The following is a 23,568-nucleotide window of genomic DNA, read 5'->3' as shown; positions in this document are numbered from 1 at the left end:
ATGTTAAAATCATTACCTAAAAATAGCGTGCAAACCTATCAGATTATATAAAAACACTTAGGTATAAAATCCTGAATCTTGAGCTTTTGAACCCTTATAGTCAGCGAACTACTAAACGGTTACAGTGTTAACCTCGTTACGCCTACTCTAGTAGTACTTGCACTCGGTTGCCTTGTAACCATTTTAGACTTCTTTGACTATAGACTTAACATTCTTATATTAAGAATCCTTAAAGCTGCACTTCAAAACTATACTTCTAACTCTGTTAGCTACAATTGTTTTAAAATAAATCCCACAATGGCTGAAATAACAACATACCCTGTCATAGAAACATTCAATGTCATAATAAAACACAATGTAAAGGCCTAATATGTCCACCCCTATATCTGAAAACAACACCAGTGATACTGAGCTAAGCAATCATCAAGACGACATCCAATCACTTAATACTCTGGCACCAAACAAACGCTACGACATTATCATTACCTGTGCCGATGGTTTAGAAGCACCGCTGCAAACTGAGCTGGATAGCATGGATATTACCAGCGAGATGAAGAGCACAGGTCGTCTTGCAGTGTCCGCTACTTTAGAGCAGATCTATCAGATTTGCCTATGGTCTCGTGTGGCTTCTCGGGTATTATTGCCAATAAAGAAACGCAATATCAATAGTGAATATGACGTCGCTGAGCAATTAAACGGTTTAGCAAAATCAGTAGATTGGACCACTTGGTTTGGGCTGGATAATACATTTGCCATTCGCATAAGTGTTGATAAACGAGTCCAAGTTAGCCAGCAGTTTGCTATGTTACGCATTAAAGATGCCATTGCAGATACCTTTACTGAAAAATTAGACGCTCGCCCTGATGTCGATAGCAGTAATCCAGACTTCCCAATTTACGCTACCGTCAATGAGAAACATGCTGAAATATACCTCGATTTATCAGGTACCAGCTTACATCGCCGTGGCTATCGTGTGGCAATGACGGATGCACCGCTTAAAGAAAACTTGGCAGCTGGGCTGTTATATAGCGTAGGCTGGCATAAAAAGAAAAACAGTTATAGCGCCTTAATCGACCCTATGTGTGGCTCAGGCACATTTATTATTGAAGCATTACTCATGCACTGTGATTATGCAGTTGGCGTTGATAAAGCAGAATCACAATTTGGCTTCTACCATTGGCATGAGCATGACAGCGATCTATGGCAGCAGTGCGTTACTGATGCACAACAGCGTTTCCATGATGGTTTAGAGGAAGCGGCCAATGGTAATAAGCTACCTACCATATTGGGCTTTGATGCGGATGCGGGGGCTATCACAGCAACTCGCAAAAATTTAGTTGCTGCTGGACTAATAGAGCTTATTCCGCATATCACTCTAGAGCAACGCTCACTCTCGCAGCTTAAAATTGCATTAGCTAAACCCTTAATAGATCGTAAACTCAAACGTCCACTGGTCATTACCAACCCCCCTTATGGCGAGCGTTTAGGTGACGTTGACTTCATCAAACCGCTATATCAAGGTCTAGGCTTGACCTTACAAGATATTTTCTCTAAGCAAAAATATCAGCCTATGCTAGGGCTATTAGCGTCCCATGTTGAGCAAGCCGATGTATTACCTATTGCTGACCCTCAAACTCTGCGTTGCCATAATGGTGCGATTACGGTTTATTTCCGTTATGGTCAGATAATACGTAAGGAAGGCGAGAATTTAATCACGCGCTTTGAAAAAACGGAAATTAAAGTAGATGAGGCACAAGACTTTGTTAACCGTCTACAAAAAAATGCCAATCACCTTAAAAAGCTTGCCGCCAAAGAAGACGTCACTAACCTACGTGTCTATGATGCCGACTTACCAGACTATAAAGTTGCCATTGACGTCTATGGCGATTATGTACATGTTCAAGAGTGGGCACCCCCAAAAACCATTCCGCCTGAGACTGCTCGTAAGCGTTTTAATTTAGCCTTAATGGGCATACGTGAAGTGTTCGGTATTAATCGTGAAAATATATTTATTAAAACCCGCTCACGTCAAGTAGGTAATACCCAGTATGGTAACCCTGATTCTGCGAAGACTGAAGCCACTGCAAAATCTAGCAAAGAGACGGAACACAAACCCAATAAAGACAATCGCAATCGCTATAAAGGCAATAAATATCAGCTAGCCCGTGAAGAAGCCAAAAAGCAAGAAGCACAGCGCCTCGCTCAAAAGAAACGTAAAATGCATGTGGTGGTTGAAGATGGGGCTTATTTTTACGTCAATTTTACCGATTATTTAGACACAGGGCTGTTTATTGACCACCGCAATATGCGAAGTATGATTCGTGATGCCAGTCGTGGTGCCGACGTGCTTAATCTCTTCGCCTATACCTGCACTGCCAGCGTGCATGCCGCTCTTGGCGGTGCAAAGTCCGTTACCAGTGTCGATTTATCACAGAACTATCTTGATTGGGGCAAACAAAACTTTGCGCTCAATGGATTGGATGTGACCAGTAGTAAATATCAGTTTATAGCGTCAGATATTTTTGATTGGATTAAAGACAATTCAGATCAGTTTGATGTTATTTTTATTGACCCACCAACTTTTTCAAACTCGAAAAAGTTTCAGGGCACCTTTGATGTGCAACGTGACCACACGGCATTGATTAACCGTGCGATGAATCGTTTAGCAAATGGCGGGGTCATCTATTTCTCCAACAACTTCACCAAGTTTGAAATGGATGAAGCGTTATATGATCGTTATGATGTGACCGAAATTACCAATCAAACGATTGGATTTGACTTTAACCCTAAAAAGCCTATTCACCATAGTTTTGAGATTCGTCATAAATTGTAGGTTTAGCCAACTCTCAGTTTTTGATAAGTCCAGTATTTTTAGAAAGACTGTAGTATTAGCTATTCTTATTAGTAGCTAATCCTGCCAACCGCTTGTATCTATAAGATTAGGCGCAGCGGGGACTAAGGTTAGAGGCGTTCCATTATCCAAGCGACCCCCTCTAACCAAGTCCCTCGCAGTGCGCCTAAACTTGTAGGATACCGCTCATGTCAGGGCTAAACCGCTCTATCTTTTCACACTCACGTCAGTTTAGTCGGCGAACTTATAAAGAGTTACGGTGTTAACCTCGTTTAGTAGTTCGCTGACTATACTTGAATTAATATCAATAAAATGACCCCCAATATTAAATAATAATGGGGGCCATTTTATTGACAAAGTAGCTTTCTAAAAATACCTGAAATCGGGATAATCAACCCATAAAAATTAAGGTTATAGGCACTCCTCTGTTGCAAAGCAATGCATCTTACCTCTTAAAAAACGGTCATTCATCTCTTTTAACTCTGTAAAGGTTAGTTCCCTTCCTTTCCCAAAGGAAGGGTTGGGGATGGATTTCTTAACCTAAATAAAAACAATGGCTTACAAAAACTCTTATTCCGAATTTAGGTTAAAAATCATTCTTTATGACGCGATACAGACGGTAAAATATTACCAGAATCATGCTAGTATTTCTCATATTGATTTGGCTTCATTTTATTTGGATCAAACCATTGTTGATTAAAGGTTGGGTTGTTTTGATCCATCCATTGTGGTTCGGTTACCATTTTTCCTTCTTTATTTATATACTTTATATATAAAGGACTAGCTGATGGATAGCTATTAACTACCTGCGGGGTTGGGTTTGGGTTTGCTCTTGCCTCTTCCTCCCAAGACTTAATCGTTGAGCAATTACTTAAGGTTAGCGTTGAGAATATGAATATAGTCAGAAGTGAACCTTGTTTAAATGTCATCACCATCTCCGAAACTTTGTAAGTAATATCAATTATATACGCCCATTGTGACTCTGTCATTACCCCCATAATCTGGGACGGTCTCAATTTGAGTATAGCCATTTAATTCAAAAATACCACTGACATCCTCGCCTTGGTCATGCCCATGCTCAATGGCCAATAAGCCACCACTGACCAAATAATTTTTGGCTTGAGTACATATTAATTTAATATCTGCTAATCCCTTATCCTCAGCTACCAAGGCGGTTAAAGGTTCCTCTTTAAGTTGACTCAGATGTGCATCTTGCCCTTCAATATAAGGGGGGTTGGAAACAATCACTTCAAATTTCTGAGCTTTGCCATCTAAACCTTTTGTAAATACTGAAAACCAATCACTTTCAAAAAACTCTACATTTTTGACTTCATTTAATAGTGCATTTCGTTTGGCGACTTTTAAAGCCTCTTTAGAATAGTCAATCGCAGTTACTTGCCATTGATTTGGATATTGATTAGTCAGCTCTAAAGCTAAACTAATCGCTATACAACCTGATCCAGTACCCAAATCGAGAAGCCGTCTTTGAATCTTATTACTATCCAAGACATTATTACCAATCCATTCCAAAACTTGTTCAATTAAAACCTCTGTATCAGGCCGTGGAATTAACGTATGTTCATTGACCTCAAATTCAAGAGACCAAAACTCTTGTTTCCCCGTCAAATAAGCCAATGGCGTGCCAGCCTGCATCTTGGCTATACCTGCGTCAAACTGTGCTAGTTCATCTGAGGTTAATATATAATCGCCATCCGTGATTAAAAATGAGGCTGGCTTATGTAGAACATGTAATAGCCAGTCAGTTACCCAATGTGCTGGGATATCAGTATAACTATTCAGAAAGCTATTAAATTTGATGCTTTTAATCGTTCTAGCTATCACACTACTCTCGTTTGTTAATAAGTTAGACTTAAGCTAAGTCATCAAGAATTTATTTATAGTTTTGGCGGTTCTACAGGATCATCATTTTCGCCAATAACCACATGCTTATCTACCAAATATATTAGAATCAATACTGGCAATCCGATACAGAATGTAATAGTAAAGAAATTAGCAAAGCCAAGGTTTTCTGAAATCCCTCCAGAATACCCCCCAAGAACCTTAGGAAACAATGTCATTAAAGATGAGAAAATTGCATATTGAACCGCAGTAAATTTAATAGAGGTTAATGCGGATAAGAAGGCAACAAAGACAGCTGTAGCAAACCCAGCAGCTAAGTTATCTATAATGACAGCAAAATACATATAATTTAAATCACCCGGATGATAAGTGAGCAAAATAAATAATAAATTTGTGGCACTTGCCGCTATAGCACCAAGCATCATGACATGCATCATTTTCATCTTTTGAGCAATAAGTCCACCTAAAAAACCACCCAGGATGGTCATTATCAACCCAAGAAATTTAACAGCGTCTGCGATTTGTACCTTTGTGAAACCCATCTCGGCATAGAATACATTGGATATTACGCCAGCAACAATATCAGACACCCGATAAAATCCAATTAATAACAAGAGTAATATAGCTTGTTTGCCATATCGCCTAAAAAAGTCGGCAATAGGATCTACCCATAATTTTTTTGCTACAGATTTCTTAGCCAGCCCAACCGTAACGAGCCCATAACCTACAATCAGAGCTACCGCTAAGCTCCCCAATAAGCGAACAGCTTCATGAATGAACTTTAAAAATACGCCTTCAGCTTCACCTAATACATTCCCAATAGCAATGAACGACCCAATAAATGCGAGAACAGAAATAACAAACAATAATACAATTCTCAAATTATCATTATTCGATTGCACAACTAATGATACTTTATTGATTATTTTAGGCTGATTAAAAATATAATAAAGTAGCAACAATGGCGCACATGCAATAACAGCAAAAAAGTACATATTTATATTTGGTACTATAGAAGCTGGTACTAAAACTAACTCAGTATCTAAAAACTTTTTAAAGAAGGTACTTATTAATACAAGTAAGCCATAAATTGACCCAGGTATCAGCAAAAAACCTGCATAAATACTAAATATTCTAAGGTTTTTTCTTTGCTTGTCACGCTGCAATGTTTCAGCGGAAGGCTCATATCCTGCAAAGGTGGTTAATAGCGCGATAGACATAATGGCAGCCATTATATAATAAGTGTAACGCCATGCCTCATAGCTATAGTGCTCTTGTGTTGATCCAAAATATGTTGCTAAATATAACGGACCAGCACCAGCGACAATCATGCCAATACGATAACCAGATACATAAATCGATGATAGAGTGGGTTGTAATTCAAACGTAGATAGCTCGATTCGATAGGCATCAATAACAATATCTTGAGTGGCCGATGAAAAACCTAATAACACTGCTCCAGCTGCCATAACCCAAAGAATATTTTGATCAATGGGGTTAACGTTCGCCATTATAATAATAGCCAGAATTATTAAGAGTTGTGAGACAATCATCCATGCCCTTCGTCTACCTAACCATTTTGTTAATACTGGTAACGGCATCGAGTCTATTAAAGGTGCCCAAATAAACTTAAACGAATATCCAAGTCCAGCCCATCCAAACATGGTTATGATACTTTTTTCAATTCCCGCTTCACTTAACCACAGTGATAAGCTTGAAAATATGAGCAATATTGGTATACCAGCTGCAAATCCTAGAAACAGCATAATCATAACTCTTAAATCAAGAAATGATTTAAACGCTTCTGACCATGATTTTTTGGTTGGATTATTTCTTGAAGGGCTAGCTTGTGAGGCAGAGGACATGTTAAACCTATCATTAAATCATAAAGAAGTGGGTAAAAGCGTAATATTACTTTAGTATAGGGTTTTTGACTAGAGATAAAAGCAACTGAAGAAACCTTATTAGATTTTATTCGTTAGTTATCTCAATCAAATCATTGTATAATCGTAAGTTATCTGTTAAATATTAAAGAGCTTATGAGATCATTCAAACCATGAGTGATTTAAATCAAAGCGATACGGAAAGTTTTATGGCCATTGATGAAATCCTCAACCAAAGACACCTACAAATTCAGTTAAAACAGCTAGAGACTGTTTGGCATACGGTTATTAATGGTTATAACCTTAGCCAAGCGGCCTCTGTGTTACATACCAGCCAATCAAGCCTATCTAAACACATATCTGCACTTGAGAATCAACTCAAAGCAGATGTATTCGTACGTCAAGGCAAACGATTGACTGGGCTAACTCAAATTGGTAAAGATTTATTACCGCATATCGAAGCCATTTTTACCGAAATGCGTACTATTGAAAACTTAAGCCTTGATTATAATGACCCTCAAGTAGGCACGTTAACCTTAGCAACCACGCATACACAAGCCCGCTATGTTTTACCAGATATTATTAAAGAATTTAAGCAGCAATATCCAAAAGTTCAGTTAGTATTACAGCAGGCCGATCCAGAAACCATTACCAATATGGTTATTCGAGGACAAGCAGATATTGGTATTGCGACAGAATCATTATTGCAAAATGCGTATCTTAGATGCCACCGTTATTATGACTGGTCTCATGTCATTATCATTCCTAAAGACCATGAGTTGGCCAAAGCAGAAACAGTTGATTTACCAACTTTAGCCAGTTATCCGTTGATTACCTATCACGGAGGCTTTACTGGGCGTAGCACGATTGATAAAGCATTTAAAGAGGCTGGTCTTGAGCCAGATATAGTATTAGCAGCATTAGACGCCGATGTGATTAGCACCTATGTGGGAGCCGGCCTTGGCGTGGGTATTATTGCCGAAATGGCATTTGAGCCCAGTCATTATCAAAATCTTACCGCTATTCCAATAGATCATTTTGGCCGTTTTACCAGCTGGATAGCTGTGCGAGATGATGCACAAATTCGCCATTTTGGACACGCCTTCATTAAATTGTGTCAAAGTCAGTTTAGTAAGTAAATACGATGATTTTTTGTATTTACAACCTAAAAAGGAGCCCGTATGGCTCTTTTTTTTATTTACTAAAACTGAATTTACTGAACTTATAGCAAAATATAGATTGACTGGATTTATGCGACTGGTTTTATGCAAATTAGCAGTTATTTATTGTGCTCTTTAACTACCATACAGCTTAACTACCATACAGCCAGCGCAAATAAACAATAAGCAGCCGTTGTTAATTATACAACTGCGCAAATTTAGTTACTGAAGCGGTATGTAATTTTATAAACCTTAGGTTTTATAAAGTACGCGTTAGGTTTTATTAAAAAAATAGCATTGCCCTTGAAAGCAAATACTAAGGCAGTCATATATTTAGATATATAGTATTTAGGATTATAGTATTTAGGATTATAGTATTTAGGATTATAGTATTTAGGATTATAGTATTTAGGATTATAGTATTTAGGATTATAGTATTTAGGATTTACGATGAAAGCTATTCCTCTATCTTTTTTAGATTTAGCCCCTGTTCCTGAAGGCAGTACGACTGCATTAGGGGTTAAACACACTGTGGACATGGCAAAAAGAGCAGAAGCCATTGGTATGAATCGATACTGGATGGCAGAGCATCATAATATGCCCGGTATCGCCAGCGCCGCGACATCTGTCCTACTTTCTCATATTGGTAGCCAAACAAATAAAATACGTATTGGATCAGGTGGCGTCATGCTGCCAAACCATTCTCCCCTAGTGATTGCAGAACAGTTCGGCACATTGCAAGCGTTGTATGGAGATAGAATTGATTTAGGACTTGGTCGAGCACCAGGTACAGATGGTGCCACCTTCAAGGCGTTGCGTCGTCAAATCAATGATGCAAGTCATTTTCCGCAGGATGTTCAAGAACTTCTATTCTTTTTAGGCAGTGACTCTGCCAACAGCCCAGTTCAAGCTTTCCCAGGAGCAAATAGTAATGTGCCCATTTGGATATTAGGCTCCTCCCTTTTTGGGGCAACATTAGCAGCCCAACTTGGACTGCCTTATGCCTTTGCGTCACACTTTGCTCCCCGAATGATGACCCAAGCCATACGAGTATATCGGGATAGCTTTAATCCCTCAGTTTATCTTGATAAGCCTTACGTGATGCTTGCGGCTAACTTATTACTAGCGGATGATGATGCAACGGCACGCTATCACTTCACTTCAGCCCAGCAAAGCTTTGTACGCCTACGCCGCGGTGGACGCGGGCAAGTCCCAAAACCGATTGAGTCAATGGATGGTTTTTGGAGTGATAGCGAGCAAGCCATGGTTGAAGAGGCTTTAGCCATTTCATTTTTGGGTACGGTGGCCAATGTAAAACCCCTACTCCACCACTTTATAGAAGAGCATAACCCCGATGAAATGATAGTCACGACGAATATTTATGACCAACAAGCACGCCTGCGCTCATTAGAATTAGTGCCTAAACTTGGGATTTTTGATTTAAAAACATAACCATCTAGCCTTTTTGGCTGTACGAGTTTTGGCTGTACGAGTCTTGATATGTAAGAGTCTTAATGAATGGGCAGAATTACATCATTCCCATTCCTCGTAAAATACCCGCACCGATGGCCATACCGAATAACGAGACAACGGTGGTAAATGCCAAAATATTTGCCGCCAATACCTCATTGCCACCCATTGCTTTGGCCATCACGTAGCTGGCGGCTGCTGTGGGTGATGCCACCATCAAAAATAGCACACCCATGTGTACCCCTGATAAGCCAAACCATAAACCCACGGATACTGCTACGATTGGAGCAATAAAAATGCGCCCAATACTCGCCTGCATAGATAACCCTGAAGGGTGCAGCATTGATTTCAAATTGATGGTTGCCCCTGCACAAATTAAGGCAAGAGGTAGCGCCACTGCCGCTAGCAAGTCGCCAGTCTGATGTATGATACCCGTTAGTTTCGGCAACCCAATTGCTTTATAGATAAAAGCGGCGACCAAAGCAATGATAAGTGGATTGCTGACTAGCTTTTTCAACACTGTAAAAAGACGGTCTTGCCAATGAATACCGCTACCTATAGACACTCGGCTTAAGGTAATGACCGCTAAAACATTAAAGAAGATGGTTAATAATCCCATATAAACCGCAGCAACGCTGAGTCCTACTGATCCATACGCATTAGCCGCTGTGGCCAAACCTATAATTGCCATATTACTGCGAAACACACCTTGTACAAACACGCCTTTGTCTTCAGGCCTTGTTACAAAGTATTTAGCATACAGCTCCGCACCAAAATAGAGAATGAGAGTGGCTACCACACCGGCCAGTATTAAGGTTAACTGCTCAGCATAATTAACCTCGCTGTCTGCAACACTAAAAAATAGTAAACACGGTAAACAATAGTTGAACACCATTTTTGAAGCTTGATCAATAAAAATAGGACTGACTTGCCCCTGACGTTGCATGAAAAAACCCAACCCCATTAAAAGGAGGTTGGGCAATACAATGGTTAAGGCAAAAATAATAGCATCAGTCATTAAAGGCTCGCTGATAAAGGCTCAACTAAACGCTCATAAATCCAGTAAACAGTCATCAAAATGTCGTTATCCATTACTCACTCAACGCTGACTTAGCTTTGCGCTGTTTTTTGAGCGTCATACCCAGCAGCTGGATTGCAGCTGGTGTTACCCCACTGATGCGCCCAGCTTGAGCAAGCGTGGCAGGGCGAACGGTTTGCAACTTTTGCACAATCTCAGTCGATAGCCCTGAAATAACTGAATAATCAAACTCCGCAGGCAGCTGTGTATTCTCAAGGCGTTTCATCTGGTCAATATCTTCTTGCTGACGGTCAATATAGCCTGCATATTTAACGGAGATTTCAATTTGTTCGCCAACATCGTGAGCCACTGTGCCGCCAGTTACTGCCGCGATATCATCAAAGCCTACGTTAGGGCGTTTCAATAAATCGTAAGCGGTTGCTTCTTTTGACAGCTGCTCGCCCGTATTGGCACTAAAAGTTTTCCCCATCTCATTGGTTGGAGTAATCCACAGGTTTTTTAGACGTGCCGATTCAGCGGCAATTGATTCCATTTTATTTTGGTACGCTGCCCAGCGAGTATCATCAATCAATCCAAGCTTACGGCCGACTTCGGTCAGACGTTGATCGGCATTGTCTTCACGCAATAACAGGCGATATTCTGCACGACTGGTAAACATACGATACGGCTCTTTAGTACCATGGGTTATTAAGTCATCGACCAATACCCCTAAATACGCTTGGTCACGTCTTGGTGTCCAAGAATCCATCACTGGGTTGTCTTGGGTAGAGAGCGCCGCGTTGATACCGGCGAGTAAACCTTGAGCACCCGCTTCTTCATACCCCGTCGTCCCATTAATTTGACCAGCAAAATATAGGCCATCAATGGATTTAGTTTCTAAGGTTGGCTTTAAGTTTTGCGGATTAAAGTAATCGTATTCAATAGCATAACCTGGACGGGTAATATGAGCATTTTCAAAACCCACCATCGTACGGATAAACTCAATCTGAACATCAAATGGCAGACTGGTAGATATACCATTTGGATAAAGCTCATGAGTAGTTAAACCCTCAGGTTCAACAAAGATTTGATGGCTATCTTTATCGGCAAAGCGGTGAATTTTATCCTCAATCGATGGGCAATAACGAGGCCCGACCCCCTCGATTTTACCTGAAAATAATGGCGATCGATCTAAATGCTGACGAATTATATCGTGTGTCTTACGGTTGGTATGCGTAATATAACAATTGACTTGCTTAGGGTGCATGTCCACATCGCCCATGAAGCTCATTACGGGCAATGGCGTATCACCTGGCTGCACTTTCATGGCGCTAAAATCAACGGTTTTAGCATCAATTCGGGCTGGCGTTCCCGTTTTTAAACGACCAACAGGTAATTTTAATTCACGTAACCGTTCAGCAAGCTTTATAGAAGGTGGATCCCCTGCACGCCCACCTTTGGAATTTTCAAGGCCAATATGAATGACACCGCCTAAGAATGTACCTGAAGTTAGAACGACCGACTGGGTACGAAAAATAATACCTGTGGAGGTAACCACGGCACAAGCTTTACCGTTTTCTACCAAAATATCGTCTGCACCTTGTTGGAACAAGTCTAAGTTAGGCTGATTTTCAAGCGTATGACGAATGGCCGCTTTGTACAAAATACGATCTGCCTGAGCACGAGTGGCACGAACTGCTGCCCCTTTTCGGCTATTTAGGACACGAAACTGAATACCAGCTTTATCAGTAGCCAAAGCCATTGCACCGCCCAGCGCATCGATTTCACGCACCAGATGCGATTTACCGATACCCCCGATAGCAGGATTGCAACTCATTTGCCCTAAGGTCTCAATATTATGAGTAAGCAACAGTGTTTGCACCCCCATACGAGCAGAGGCAAGTGCCGCTTCAGTACCGGCATGACCACCGCCAATAACAATGACATCGTAAACTTTAGGATATTGCATAAATGCCCACACCTTCCAGCCCTAAGGATGGTTATTGATAGTTATAACGACTCAGTTTAGACACACCAAGCGTTGAATAATAAGAAAACTTAAACGTCGGTTAATACTTGAAATTATTTAAGACATTTAAAACTCAATGTCAGATGTTAAAAATAAATGACCTATCTACTACAAACTGACTTATAAGAATGATTTCACACCGCATTAAATTATATCATTAATCCCGAACCATTATTAGCTTCAAGCTCATTAAGACATTTGCTAAAATGTAAAAGTATCATCATATTTTGTAAAATCCACCTAATTTATACTTCTTATTAATAAGGGTATGTTATGAGATATCTTATTAAAGATACACCTTCATAGACACTCATCCAACTTTTAATGTATTTTTTTGTGAGCGATGATGATCCGACTAAAGATACCTGTCTCTAAGGTTAGGTAGAGAAACAATTAAAAGTAGCGAAACCATTAAAAAATGATAGTAAACTATCTGCTAAAGATAGTATAAAGTTAGGTAAAAACAATGAATATAGGGCTATCTATTTAACACGTGCGTTAACACATATAAAGGTGCAGTTGAAAGGGATGGCAACGTGTTTGAGGCAGACTATGAAACAACTGATGGCTATCAAACCAGCTCAGATCCTAATCCCGTAGAATGCCTGTAGAATGTGAGCTATTTAACGATATTGCAGCACATTATCTCGAGTCTGACATTAAAGACTATGGCAAACTTAACAACATCTCATAGTATTTAACCAACTATTTGCTATTTTAAAGAAACATTAAGTAATTTGGTCTATTAAATTAATATGTCCAAAAGCCAATATCTGTCTAAAAATCAAATATTGGCTTGTTACTATTGGCAGAATAGGGTATTACCGTATTACCAAACCGTTTTAACCGTTTTATAGTTATTTATTATGTTATACCTTTATGAACAACCTAAAATAGTTACCAGCCAACTGCGCGCTTATAGTAGAGTTGTATACCAAAGTGGATTTACACAGTAGCCCTTTAGAATTCATTCACTATATATTAGGGTCTGTTGAACATTCAAATGTGGAACTGGCGGGGCTGATGCTAAAATTGCCCCAAACGTTGTTATAAACCTAGCTAAGGTCTAGACGTTATCGTCGGTTTACACCTAGTTTGGAACACAACTTTGATAAATGGGTAGCTATCAGCAGTCCTAATATTTGAATGTTCAACAGACCCTAGTATTAATGACTTGCTTAGCATACCTAGCTTATGCCTAGATAACCCTTAGTTAGATACAAACCAGCATCATGATTCGTTAAAACATTGACTGGTAACCTCTAATAAAACCTTACTTATAATTAATATCGCCTATCTTGAGGATAGTATGTACTCCATAAAAACTTCAAATTTTAGCAAAGCAAATTCCTCCCGCCCTTCATTTTATAAATTTAAAAATTATAGGTTCCAAAAAACTCGCATGCTTAAACCTTTAATAAACACCTTATTTTTATCGGTTGTATTACCTTGTTTATTTGCCTGTAGCAATATATCAACCTCTTCCATTCACACGCCAAGTACGACAGCATCAACCATTAATTCTAGTCAACAACCCTACACCCAGATTAGTTCAGACAACTCACGCCATGAATATCAGCTTGATAATGGACTCAAAGTCATTATCAAAGAAGACCATAGAGCGCCTGTTGTAATGACGCAAATATGGTACAACGTAGGATCAACCGATGAGCCTGATAATAAAGGCGGCATATCACACCTGCTTGAGCATATGATGTTCAAAGGTACTGAGAAAGTATCAGGTGCAGATTTTGATCGGTTAGTTGCAAAGTTTGGCGGTAATCATAATGCGTTTACCAGCTATGATTACACAGGCTATTATGAGATGTTTCCTAGCAACCGCTTAGAATTAGCGCTTGAGCTAGAAGCAGACCGAATGACTAATTTAAAGTTTGACAGTCAAGAATTTATGGATGAATTTACCAAAGAACGTGAGGTTGTCATGGAGGAGCGCCGCCAGCGTACAGATGACAACCCACTGGCGCGTTCTTATGAGAAGTTCCGTGTCCTGGCATTACCTGATAGTCCAAAAGGTCGGTCCGTGATTGGGCCTATGAATGAAATTGCAAATATTAATATAGATGATTTAGAAGCATGGTACAAAAAATGGTATGTCCCGAATAACGCTACTTTGGTCATCGTTGGCGATATCACACCAGATGTTGCAATGAAAAAGGTTCAGCACTATTTTGGGAGGTTACCGCGTAAACCGCTCCCAAATCGTCCCTCTGTTAGTCAAAAAAACATGCGCGGCTACCAACAAAAAAGCATAACCGAGACGATCAACGTCCCTACCTTGATCATGGCTTTTAACGTACCCACATTACCGAGTACAAGAATATCAGATAAGTCAAAAGAAGCTGATATTTACAAACTTCTTATGCTTCAATTTGCCTTAGACGGTGGACATGCCGCAAGATTTGAAAAAAATCTTGTGCGTGACCAAGGTAAACTGGCCTCAGTCATGTCATATTACAATATCTACGAGCGGGGGGATGGTTTATTCTTGGTGCAAGCTACACCCCGTGAAGGTGTTAGCTTGCAAGAGGCACAAGATGCTATTATAGCTGAAATTGATAAGTTTAAACAACAAACTATTGCACAAGATGAGATTGAACGTTCACGTAATAACGCATTAAAAGGTTTTGTTTTCTCGCAAGACAGCATGGCCGGTCAAGCCCAGATGATTGGTAGCCTACAATCTCGTGGAATTGATGATCGCCATATGAGTCAGCTGCCCGAAAAGCTTGCGAAGATTAGCAGTCAAGATCTTAATGACATAGCCCGTAAATATCTTGTTAATGATAACTTGACCGTCATGCATATTGAGCCACAAAAAAAAGCTAATATAAAGTAAAGCCAAAATAGCAATTTTGATGACTCATGTTGACCTTTTATACTCAATGTCGAAAATATTGTCATATGGTCCAGACAAATAAAAGTCTTCTCATCTAGTATTTAAATGAGCAAAAATTAAACCCTCTATTGGCAATGCAAAACGATAGCAACGGATTAAAAAAATGAACTCAGTTAAGCCTGTTTTAACCCAAAAAAAAGAAATTAGCCAATTAAATCAAGCCATTTTGACGGCTACTTTAGCGTTTACCTGTATCGTCTCTAGCACAGCGGCTATGGCGACCACCCCTGATATGCTCAGTGATGAACACTCAACCTCAAATGTTGATACGTCGCAACCCATTATTTCTATCAAAAATCTTGATAGTCTTAAGAATGAAGATTCTTTAGACATGCAGATGCCAGAGTTTCAACGTTTCACAACCAGCAATGGCATTCAAGTTATATTTTTTCAGACAAATCAGTTGCCTATCGTGGATATTGAAATTCGCTTTAATGCCGGTAGTGCAAGAGATAGCAGTATCCGAGATAATAGTTTTGGATTGGCTAATATGGTGGCTAATATGCTGACCAAAGGCACTATAAAACTAGACGAAACTCAGTATGCTGAAGCAAGTGAGCAATTGGGTATTGAGTTGGATGCCGCTGCCTACAAAGACCAGCTTATTGTTAGCTTACGCAGCATGTCAAACAGCGAGAATCTTTACCCTGCACTTGACCTACTGAGCCAAGTAATGACAGAACCTAGGTTTGATGCAAACGTTTTGGAACGTAATAAAGCCCAACAAGTGCTAGGGCTTAGGCAAATGAATCAAAACCCCTCTTTTATTGCCAGCACCACATTTAGCGAAGTGTTATATGGTAATCACCCTTACGCTCACTCCTCTTACGGTACGGTCAGTAGCGTACCTACTTTAACCACAAAAGATTTGCAACAGTTCCATAACAAATATATTGTCGCAAAAAATGCCACGTTGAGCATTACTGGAGATTTAAGCTTATCAGACGCAAAAAAAGTAGCAGAGATTGCTAGTAAGAACCTACCTTCTGGAAGCCCAGCACCTAAACTACCAAAGCCAAAAGCTATGGATAAATCAAAGTGGGTACATATAGATTACGATAGCGATCAGACAAGTATTGTGATGGGTCAAATTGGTTACGCCCTTAAGAGTGATGACATCGCCTTAAAACGTCAATCTGCCTTTGCTATCGGTAACGATATACTCGCAGGCAGTGGGTTCAACTCACGCTTGATGGGTAAGGTACGAAAAGAGCTCGGTTACACTTATGGCATTTACGGCAACATGAGTGCTATGCAAGTCGAGGGGCCTTATTCTTTTAGTTTCTCAACGCGTAATGAAAAAGCGGATGAGGCGATTGCCGCTACCTTAGACACCATTCATCAGACGCTTGAAGAAGGAGTAACCAAAGAGGAGTTTAATCTAACCCAAGAAAGTCTGATTAATAGTTTTCCTATGGGTTTTGCCAGTAATGCAGGTATAAACCGTATGCTAGGTTTTTTGAACTTTAACCATTTACCAAATAGCTATGTAAGCGACTATGTTGATCGGATTGATAACACCACTATTGACTCTGTTAATCAAACGCTTAGTGAGACTATTGACCCAGATAGATTTATCATTGTGACCGTAGGCAAGCCGCAAATAGATAAGTCATCCCCCCTGCACACACTTAAATAATAAATGATAATACTAGCTAGCGTAGCCAAATTATAAGACGGTATGAGTCTGAGTTAAGATGTTAGCAAATTGCCATTAGAATCTAGTCATAGGGTAGCCTACTTGTGAACAGCTAACCTACCTGCTCGAGCAATTCAACGACGCTTTGCAATCGTTGTTTATCTTCTGTACCGTCTTTATTATTAAGGGTATTAGCAATATTATTGCTATCGATAATATGATTTTTAATATTGCTATTGCGGGGATCACTAAGATTATAAGGCGATAATTGTGCATGTAATTTAACCACATCGCCCATTACCAATAATGCTGGCGTAGGCAATTTCGCAACAGCTTGCTGCGCGACAATACTTTCAAGTGTCCCAATTAAGGTTTTCTGGGTTGGCAAGCTGGCATGGCTAATAATTGCGAAAGGTGTGCTTGGCGCACGTCCAGCTTCAATCAAGCCTTCTGTTAAGCTGGGCAGGCGGTGTAACCCCATATAAAGTACAACCGTTTGCGTAGGGTCTAACATCTCTTTAAAATCCTCATTTGGGCTATGGGATCTTTTATACGCAGTGATAAATTTAACCGACTGAGCACAATCTCGATGGGTCAAAGGAATAGCAGTACTGCTAGAGGCAGCACTAGCAGCGGTAATACCCGGAATAGACTCAAAATAAATTCCATGCTGTACCACTGTCTGCAACTCCTCCCCACCCCGACCAAAAATGAAAGGGTCGCCCCCTTTTAAACGTACCACACACCTACCAGCCTTGGCATGCTTAACCAATAACTGATTAATATCTTGTTGTGGCATCGCATGATTGTCTCGACGCTTACCGACAAATATTTTTCTAGCCCCTGTCGCACACATATCTAATATGTCTTCTGATACCAAGCTATCATATAGCACCACTTCTGCTTGCTGCATCACTCGATACGCTTTTAAGGTCAGTAGCTCAGGATCACCTGAACCTGCTCCAACCAAATAAACGGCCCCTTTTTCAGTCTGTTTGGGGAGCATATCACTGTACAGAGAGGGAAGTAATTCAGTTTTAACATTATCTGTAGTATAAGGTTTAGAGACCAAAAGAGCAGTAACCCCCGTATTCATAGAGCACTGCTTATGCTCATTAACATTGTTATCGTTAGGGTTAATATCATTGTTCGATATCATTGCCATACTTTTTGTACGTAATGTAAAAGGTAGTGAAGAGAATGGGGTCATGCTTGGTCGCTCCTACGAATATTCAGAGTAAACGGATCTGAGTTTATGATGAATCGTACATGATTGGCTATAACTGATCAGATCCTACGCAAAACTTATTTGTAATACCTATAGATTTTGGGTCGCTAATTAGTTATTTAGAAGTGCTCGTTCAATTAGAAGTCAATTGATATGTCATAGTTGTTAAAAGTTATCAAAAAGCTATGATTTTAGAATGCCAGTGCTAAGCATACTGTTTAACAAGCGCATTGATTTGACCAACACAAGAACCACAGTTGGTTCCTGCTGCACATAACTTTCCGACACTTACAGCATCTGTACATTTATCTTTTTTTATGGCATTAACGATTATATTTTTACCAACGCCCATACAGGCGCATACGATAGGACCGGGGTCGACATAACCGCTAGCGGGGCGTCCAGCAAGTAGCCATTTAACCGACGGTACTTCACTCATATCAACAAAACAATTATTTAACCAATGGGTACTAGGCAACTGTTTATATTCAGGTGCAATATAAACCGCAAACAATAACCGAGAGATGGGGGTAGTCTGTACGTTATTTATAGCTTTAGTTGCATCGCTATCTAATTGGCTATTAGAAGACTGGCTACTGCTTATATCACTATCAAGATTGCCCTGCCGGCATACCACCAAACGTAACTCTCTAGCAACGCTATCAACCATAATACTGGTATCTAATAGTTTTGGTTTAATCATGGCTTTACATACATCGGCTTGAGCAGAACTAGATATTATTTTATTGATAAAGCCTTGCCAAAATTCAGATTTTAACCAAGCAATGCTCATGCTTTGTTGCGGCGTAGCAATATTAATTAGAATACTGTCTTGCTGCCGGCTAAGACTCCAGACTATATTAGGGTATTTAAAGTGAGGCGTTGCATTGAATGGTTTTTTATCCTGAACTTCTTTTGAATTATTAGACATACCTTTTGCAGCAAAAAAACGCAATTGTACTAAAACAACGTCTAACCACTCAGGGTGCACTAAAATACGGCCGACTGTGTGCATTGCGATCGCTTCAACAGTCACGGCTGAGTTTTTAAGTTCAGGTTGCGATGAAATAGGGTCTATTTTATTAGGAATAACCACACCTACTCTGGAAAGATTGGCAAATGCTTCGCTCCAATGCATTGGCATAAAGGCATCGCCTTTTCGCACATTATCGCTAATGTCAACTTGAGCGATAACCTTATTAACATCAGTTAACTTTTTGTCTTTGGAATACGACTCAAAATGTACTTGCGGCACTATAGAGACAAAGTGTTCATTTGTTAACCCTAACTCCTGAGCATCCTCAGGATGCAGGGTGATCATAGGCATCGTTTTTTGTTGATTCAATTTTGGTGCTAGACCCGTTCGAGTCATGGTATGCCATTGATCACGCAGTCGACCAGTAATTAAACGCAAGTTTATTGAGCGACTATTAATAGTATTAAAATGTGGCCATTTAATATCAGTTAACCCATCATGAGCCATAGCATCGCGCGAAGGTTGACGTTTAAGCTTTGTTAATTGTTGATAATCTTCATAATCTTTGGGTAGAACCTGACGCTTATTCATTCTATTAGAGTAACGATGTATTGCTCCAGCGCCTTGTGGAGGCTCTATGCCAATAAATTTAGGCGCTGAATGCCTAAAACTCTTAGCAATAACGTTAATATGTTTACCACCCCATTGAAACGGCGACATCAGCTCATAGCTATTAGGCGTCAATTTAGCCATTGCAGCTATTGTAGTGGAAGCTAAAGTAGTCGAGGTTGGTGTAATGGAGGGTGTAATGACAGATTTAATAGAGGAATCTGTTTTTGCAGATGATTTGTGAGACTCAACGGGATCAGACCGATCGGACGAGTTACTCTCTACTAAGCGGCCTATCTCACTGGCTAAATCAAGATGTCTTGGGTATTTGCTATTCTTATAACTGGTAAGTGCCACATGTTCATTAAAGATTTCACTTGGGTGCTCATAATCAAAACCTTTGAAACCCATTCGCTTTGCAACCTGCGATAAAATCCACCAATCAGGCTTGGCCTCGCCTACGGCAGGTAGAAAACTGCGTTGCCGAGAAATACAACGCTCAGAATTGGTAACGGTTCCCGACTTTTCTCCCCACCCTTGTGCCGGCAAAACGATATCCGCACACCGTATGGTGTCACTGTCTTTTGAACATTCTGAGACAATGACCAAATCACATTTAGCAAGGGCATGTCGAAATTTTTCAGCTTCTGGCAAGCTGACGACAGGGTTAGTGGCTATAATCCAAATAGCTTTAATACGTCCGTCTAGTATGGCATCTGCGGCCTCACATGCGGTTACCCCTACATTGGAAGCTATCTTTTGCGGGGTTTGCCAGAACTGAGCAACTGCTTCACGATGCTCACTATTCGCTAAATCCAAATGCCCTGCAAGTAGGTTGGCGAGCGCCCCTACTTCACGCCCTCCCATAGCATTGGGCTGACCCGTCAGTGAAAAAGGAGATGCACCCTCAATGCCAATCCGTCCCGTGAATAGATGCGTATTAATAATGGCATTGACTTTGTCCGTACCACTGCTAGATTGATTAACACCCATACTAAAGGCTGTCACCGTTTTAGTAGTGTCAGCTACCATTTGATAAAACTGCTTAATCGTATCGGCGTCTACTTGGGTTGCTTTGACGACTGCCTCAATATCCCATGAGTCAGCCGCTCTTAATGCCGCTTCTATATTTTCGCACTGTGCGACGTAGTCATCATCTCGGCAACCACTTTCTTTAAGGTATTTAAGAAGCCCATTGTATAAATGCGTGTCAGTGCCTGGGGCAAGTGGCAGATGCAAGTCCGCAAATTCACAAGAATCGGTACGACGTGGGTCGATCACGATGAGTTTTTTATTGGGGTTTTGCTGCTTGGCTTTTAAAAAGCGTCCAAATAAAACGGGATGACACCATGCCATATTTGAGCCGACAAGCACCAATAAATCGCAGCTTTCAAAATCAGTATAACTGCCAGGTACTAAATCTGCTCCGAAGGCACGTTTGTGTCCAGCCACAGCGGAAGACATGCAAAGACGCGAGTTTGAATCAATATTGTTACTCCCAATAAAGCCCTTAACAAACTTATTGGCCACATAATAATCTTCCGTTAATAACTGACCTGACACATACAACATCACACTGTCAGCACCATGTTCGGCAATGGTATCCGTTAATCGAACCGCAATATCTTCAAGGACAGTATCCCATTGTGACTGTTGACTAAAAACACCTTGTTTCTTTGATTTTGCTTGACGCATGGTATCCGCTTTAATGGCACCGAACGAGGATGGCATAGATAGGTGTTTATTTTGATAATAAGGGGTTGTTAAGCGCCGATCAGTGCTCAAAGTCTCTGCTAAATTGCTGCCCTTAGAGCACAATTTACCAAAATTGGCAGGATGCTCTGGATCGCCTTGTACATCAATATTACCCGTAACCGTGTTTACCGTCACTAATACACCGCAACCAACCCCACAATACGGACAAGTTGTCCGTACTTTATTTATGACGCTATCGTTTGGATTACCTGCAACTCTATCCTCACTAATCGTTAGTACAGGAATGACATCCATACGACTAAGCGTAGACTGCTTACCAGAAGCCTCGTTTAGAGAAATGGCTGTATTCAAGCTGTTTAAGCTATTTTGAGTTACATTAGTACTGTCATTGGTCATTGTGTACATCTGTTTGTCATGCTTATTAGTGTGGATTGTTTTTTCGCTAATGTTGATAGTATTCTCACTCTTGCTGCAGTATGTATTTTCAATCTGTATATTATTTAAAAATAATGCCGATGCCTTTAGCACCTTCTATCTTTTTTACCATCTATCTTCTTACCTTCTTTATTTAGACCTCTTTTAACAAGGATTAAAGAAGGTTCCCTCTTAATGTCATGTCCTAAGTTCTAAGGTGCTGTTAAAACCTAGTCCCTTACGCCATTAGTTTATTAGTTTATTAGTTGCTCAGTGTGCTATTGCTTAGACTGTTATGATTTGAAGAATCACTACGTAATAAAGGGCTGATGGAATCCATTGAGCCATCCTCTATTATGTCCGTCTCAATGGTAACCGTAGCAGCCCCATTATCTATTTCATGTATAGATTGAGAGCTTGCATCTAGCACTGATCCACAATAAGCGGCACCATAAATCAACGAGTCTTTAATATCAGATATGTCAATTTCATCATTTATCAGCTGACTATAAAAGTTCCCATCACTTGTTTCGCCGTACAATACCACCCCGATTAAAAAATTATTGCGTATATACAAACATTGATAATGATTGCTATTAAACTGACGATAGATAATTTTTTCGATACCCTCCCTTTCAGTATCTTTAAACTGGATTTGTCCTGCAGAAAATACGGCTACCCCAGAGACTTTTAATTTTAAAGATAATGGCGCACTAACAAACGGTTGCCATTGCGACGGGCTCGCTTGATGAATCATTACACTTTTTAAGGTTTCCACATGTTGATTAACTGAAGATACCATGCCAAAAAGCTCTTCATTAATTTCAACACACTCGCCAATGGCGTATACGTTGTCACAGCTAGTTCGCATATAGTTATCGACAACGATACCTCGATTCACTTCAATACCACTATCTTTTGCCAACTTGGTATTGGGTATAATACCGACTGCCATCACAATAAAATCCGCCTTAAGAGTACGGCCATCTTTTAAGGTTAGCCCTGTGACCTCTCGTGTTTTGTTGATTTCAATGGCACTAGACATGGCTGATAGTTCCAGTCTTACCTGACGCTTAGTCAGCTCTTGTTGTAACATTACCGCCGCAGTTAAATCTAACTGACGATTTAAAACATAGCGATCTACATGTATTACACTCATCTTTGCGCCTTGTGACGCCAGAGCACAGGCTACTTCTACCCCCAATACACCACCGCCAATAACAAGACCTTTCTTACCTTGTTTCGCATACTCCCTGAGCACAGACATATCAGACACTTCACGAAATACGTGGACATTTTTAGCATCATGATTGGGTAACGGTATCACTCGAGCCTTAGATCCAGTTGCTAATATCAATTTGGCATAACTCAAGACTTGTCCATCATTAAGTTTTAGTAGTTGCGAATTGGTATCAATGTGATCAACACTAACACCTGACATTACCTTAATACCCAGACGTTCATATTCGCCTTTATCATATAAATAAGTATCATCAAACGCAGTCTCTCCTGCCAATACGGGCGACAACATAATACGGTTATAACCCACTTCTGGCTCTTTACTGATTAAGGTAATACGTACAGGTGTCTGTCTAGATTGGATAGATTGCCATGCAGTAGCAAGTTGTACAGCCAAACGGCTGCCTGCCATCCCTGCACCGACAATGACAACCTCCTCAAATGAGGATTGAGGTTGGTATAGAGAGGGGGATAAAGTTGATTTGCCATTTAGTAAATGGGTGCCACATAATGACTGTGAATGAGCAATGACAGGATCTGACATAAAAGACCTTAGCTA

The 23,568-nt window shown here is 40.2% G+C and carries 13 protein-coding genes; 5 read left to right on the top strand and 8 right to left on the bottom strand.

Features of this window, described 5'->3' with window-relative positions:
- Positions 1–370: 370 nt before the first annotated feature.
- Positions 371–2,833: a bifunctional 23S rRNA (guanine(2069)-N(7))-methyltransferase RlmK/23S rRNA (guanine(2445)-N(2))-methyltransferase RlmL gene (gene rlmKL / locus AC2SLL_RS00860; RefSeq protein ID WP_486529775.1), complete on the top strand. Its 2,463-nt coding sequence runs from the start codon at positions 371–373 to the stop codon at positions 2,831–2,833.
- A 659-nt stretch (positions 2,834–3,492) separates the two neighbouring features.
- Here rlmKL and AC2SLL_RS00855 read toward each other — a convergent pair.
- The 3 genes from AC2SLL_RS00855 to AC2SLL_RS00845 are packed head-to-tail and all read right to left on the bottom strand — an operon-like array spanning position 3,493 to position 6,576.
- A complete protein-coding gene (locus AC2SLL_RS00855; protein ID WP_486529774.1) occupies positions 3,493–3,780 on the bottom strand; it encodes a hypothetical protein in 288 nt (95 codons plus the stop codon).
- Positions 3,781–3,808: 28 nt separating this feature from the next.
- Positions 3,809–4,693 (bottom strand): peptide chain release factor N(5)-glutamine methyltransferase, encoded by an 885-nt coding sequence (gene prmC / locus AC2SLL_RS00850; protein ID WP_486529773.1) that lies wholly within the window; start codon positions 4,691–4,693, stop codon positions 3,809–3,811.
- A gap of 53 nt (positions 4,694–4,746) precedes the next feature.
- Complete coding sequence (locus AC2SLL_RS00845; protein ID WP_486529772.1) at positions 4,747–6,576, bottom strand: AmpG family muropeptide MFS transporter; 1,830 nt, start codon at positions 6,574–6,576, stop codon at positions 4,747–4,749.
- Positions 6,577–6,842: 266 nt separating this feature from the next.
- Between AC2SLL_RS00845 and AC2SLL_RS00840 the strand changes: the two genes are divergently transcribed.
- Positions 6,843–7,733 carry a LysR substrate-binding domain-containing protein gene (locus AC2SLL_RS00840; RefSeq protein ID WP_486529908.1) on the top strand — a complete coding sequence of 297 codons (891 nt, stop codon included), beginning with the start codon at positions 6,843–6,845 and terminating at the stop codon, positions 7,731–7,733.
- 471 nt (positions 7,734–8,204) lie between these two features.
- Positions 8,205–9,206: an LLM class flavin-dependent oxidoreductase gene (locus AC2SLL_RS00835; protein WP_486529771.1), complete on the top strand. Its 1,002-nt coding sequence runs from the start codon at positions 8,205–8,207 to the stop codon at positions 9,204–9,206.
- A 76-nt stretch (positions 9,207–9,282) separates the two neighbouring features.
- Here AC2SLL_RS00835 and AC2SLL_RS00830 read toward each other — a convergent pair whose 3' ends face one another.
- Complete coding sequence (locus AC2SLL_RS00830) at positions 9,283–10,242, bottom strand: AEC family transporter (protein WP_486529770.1); 960 nt, start codon at positions 10,240–10,242, stop codon at positions 9,283–9,285.
- A gap of 73 nt (positions 10,243–10,315) precedes the next feature.
- The gene (gene mnmG, locus AC2SLL_RS00825) at positions 10,316–12,211 is read right to left on the bottom strand and encodes a tRNA uridine-5-carboxymethylaminomethyl(34) synthesis enzyme MnmG (RefSeq protein WP_486529769.1); all 1,896 of its coding nucleotides are present in this window, start codon (positions 12,209–12,211) and stop codon (positions 10,316–10,318) included.
- 1,462 nt (positions 12,212–13,673) lie between these two features.
- On the opposite strand from mnmG, the gene AC2SLL_RS00820 reads away from it, so the two are divergent.
- A complete protein-coding gene (locus tag AC2SLL_RS00820; RefSeq protein ID WP_486529768.1) occupies positions 13,674–15,128 on the top strand; it encodes a M16 family metallopeptidase in 1,455 nt (484 codons plus the stop codon).
- Between the two features lie 163 nt (positions 15,129–15,291).
- Positions 15,292–16,827: a M16 family metallopeptidase gene (locus tag AC2SLL_RS00815; protein ID WP_486529767.1), complete on the top strand. Its 1,536-nt coding sequence runs from the start codon at positions 15,292–15,294 to the stop codon at positions 16,825–16,827.
- Between the two features lie 112 nt (positions 16,828–16,939).
- Here the strand turns inward: AC2SLL_RS00815 and cobA are convergent, their stop codons facing one another.
- The 3 genes from cobA to AC2SLL_RS00800 all read right to left on the bottom strand — a co-directional run bounded on the left by cobA (position 16,940) and on the right by AC2SLL_RS00800 (position 23,553).
- Complete coding sequence (cobA, locus tag AC2SLL_RS00810) at positions 16,940–17,833, bottom strand: uroporphyrinogen-III C-methyltransferase (RefSeq protein WP_486529907.1); 894 nt, start codon at positions 17,831–17,833, stop codon at positions 16,940–16,942.
- Between the two features lie 427 nt (positions 17,834–18,260).
- Positions 18,261–21,761: a molybdopterin-dependent oxidoreductase gene (locus AC2SLL_RS00805; protein WP_486529766.1), complete on the bottom strand. Its 3,501-nt coding sequence runs from the start codon at positions 21,759–21,761 to the stop codon at positions 18,261–18,263.
- A 271-nt stretch (positions 21,762–22,032) separates the two neighbouring features.
- The gene (locus tag AC2SLL_RS00800) at positions 22,033–23,553 is read right to left on the bottom strand and encodes an NAD(P)/FAD-dependent oxidoreductase (protein ID WP_486529765.1); all 1,521 of its coding nucleotides are present in this window, start codon (positions 23,551–23,553) and stop codon (positions 22,033–22,035) included.
- Positions 23,554–23,568 lie beyond the last annotated feature (15 nt).

The organism is Psychrobacter sp. CX97 (assembly GCF_057396285.1).
This window is presented reverse-complemented; position numbering and strand designations above follow the sequence as displayed.

Bases quoted from the DNA above. Each gene is read 5' to 3' on its own strand.
- rlmKL (WP_486529775.1), top strand. From the start codon at position 371: ATGTCCACCCCTATATCTGAAAACAACACCAGTGATACTGAGCTAAGC.
- AC2SLL_RS00855 (WP_486529774.1), bottom strand. From the start codon at position 3,780: ATGACATTTAAACAAGGTTCACTTCTGACTATATTCATATTCTCAACG.
- AC2SLL_RS00845 (WP_486529772.1), bottom strand. From the start codon at position 6,576: ATGTCCTCTGCCTCACAAGCTAGCCCTTCAAGAAATAATCCAACCAAA.
- AC2SLL_RS00835 (WP_486529771.1), top strand. From the start codon at position 8,205: ATGAAAGCTATTCCTCTATCTTTTTTAGATTTAGCCCCTGTTCCTGAA.
- AC2SLL_RS00830 (WP_486529770.1), bottom strand. From the start codon at position 10,242: ATGACTGATGCTATTATTTTTGCCTTAACCATTGTATTGCCCAACCTC.
- mnmG (WP_486529769.1), bottom strand. From the start codon at position 12,211: ATGCAATATCCTAAAGTTTACGATGTCATTGTTATTGGCGGTGGTCAT.
- AC2SLL_RS00820 (WP_486529768.1), top strand. From the start codon at position 13,674: ATGCTTAAACCTTTAATAAACACCTTATTTTTATCGGTTGTATTACCT.
- AC2SLL_RS00815 (WP_486529767.1), top strand. From the start codon at position 15,292: ATGAACTCAGTTAAGCCTGTTTTAACCCAAAAAAAAGAAATTAGCCAA.
- cobA (WP_486529907.1), bottom strand. From the start codon at position 17,833: ATGCTCCCCAAACAGACTGAAAAAGGGGCCGTTTATTTGGTTGGAGCA.
- AC2SLL_RS00805 (WP_486529766.1), bottom strand. From the start codon at position 21,761: ATGTACACAATGACCAATGACAGTACTAATGTAACTCAAAATAGCTTA.
- AC2SLL_RS00800 (WP_486529765.1), bottom strand. From the start codon at position 23,553: ATGTCAGATCCTGTCATTGCTCATTCACAGTCATTATGTGGCACCCAT.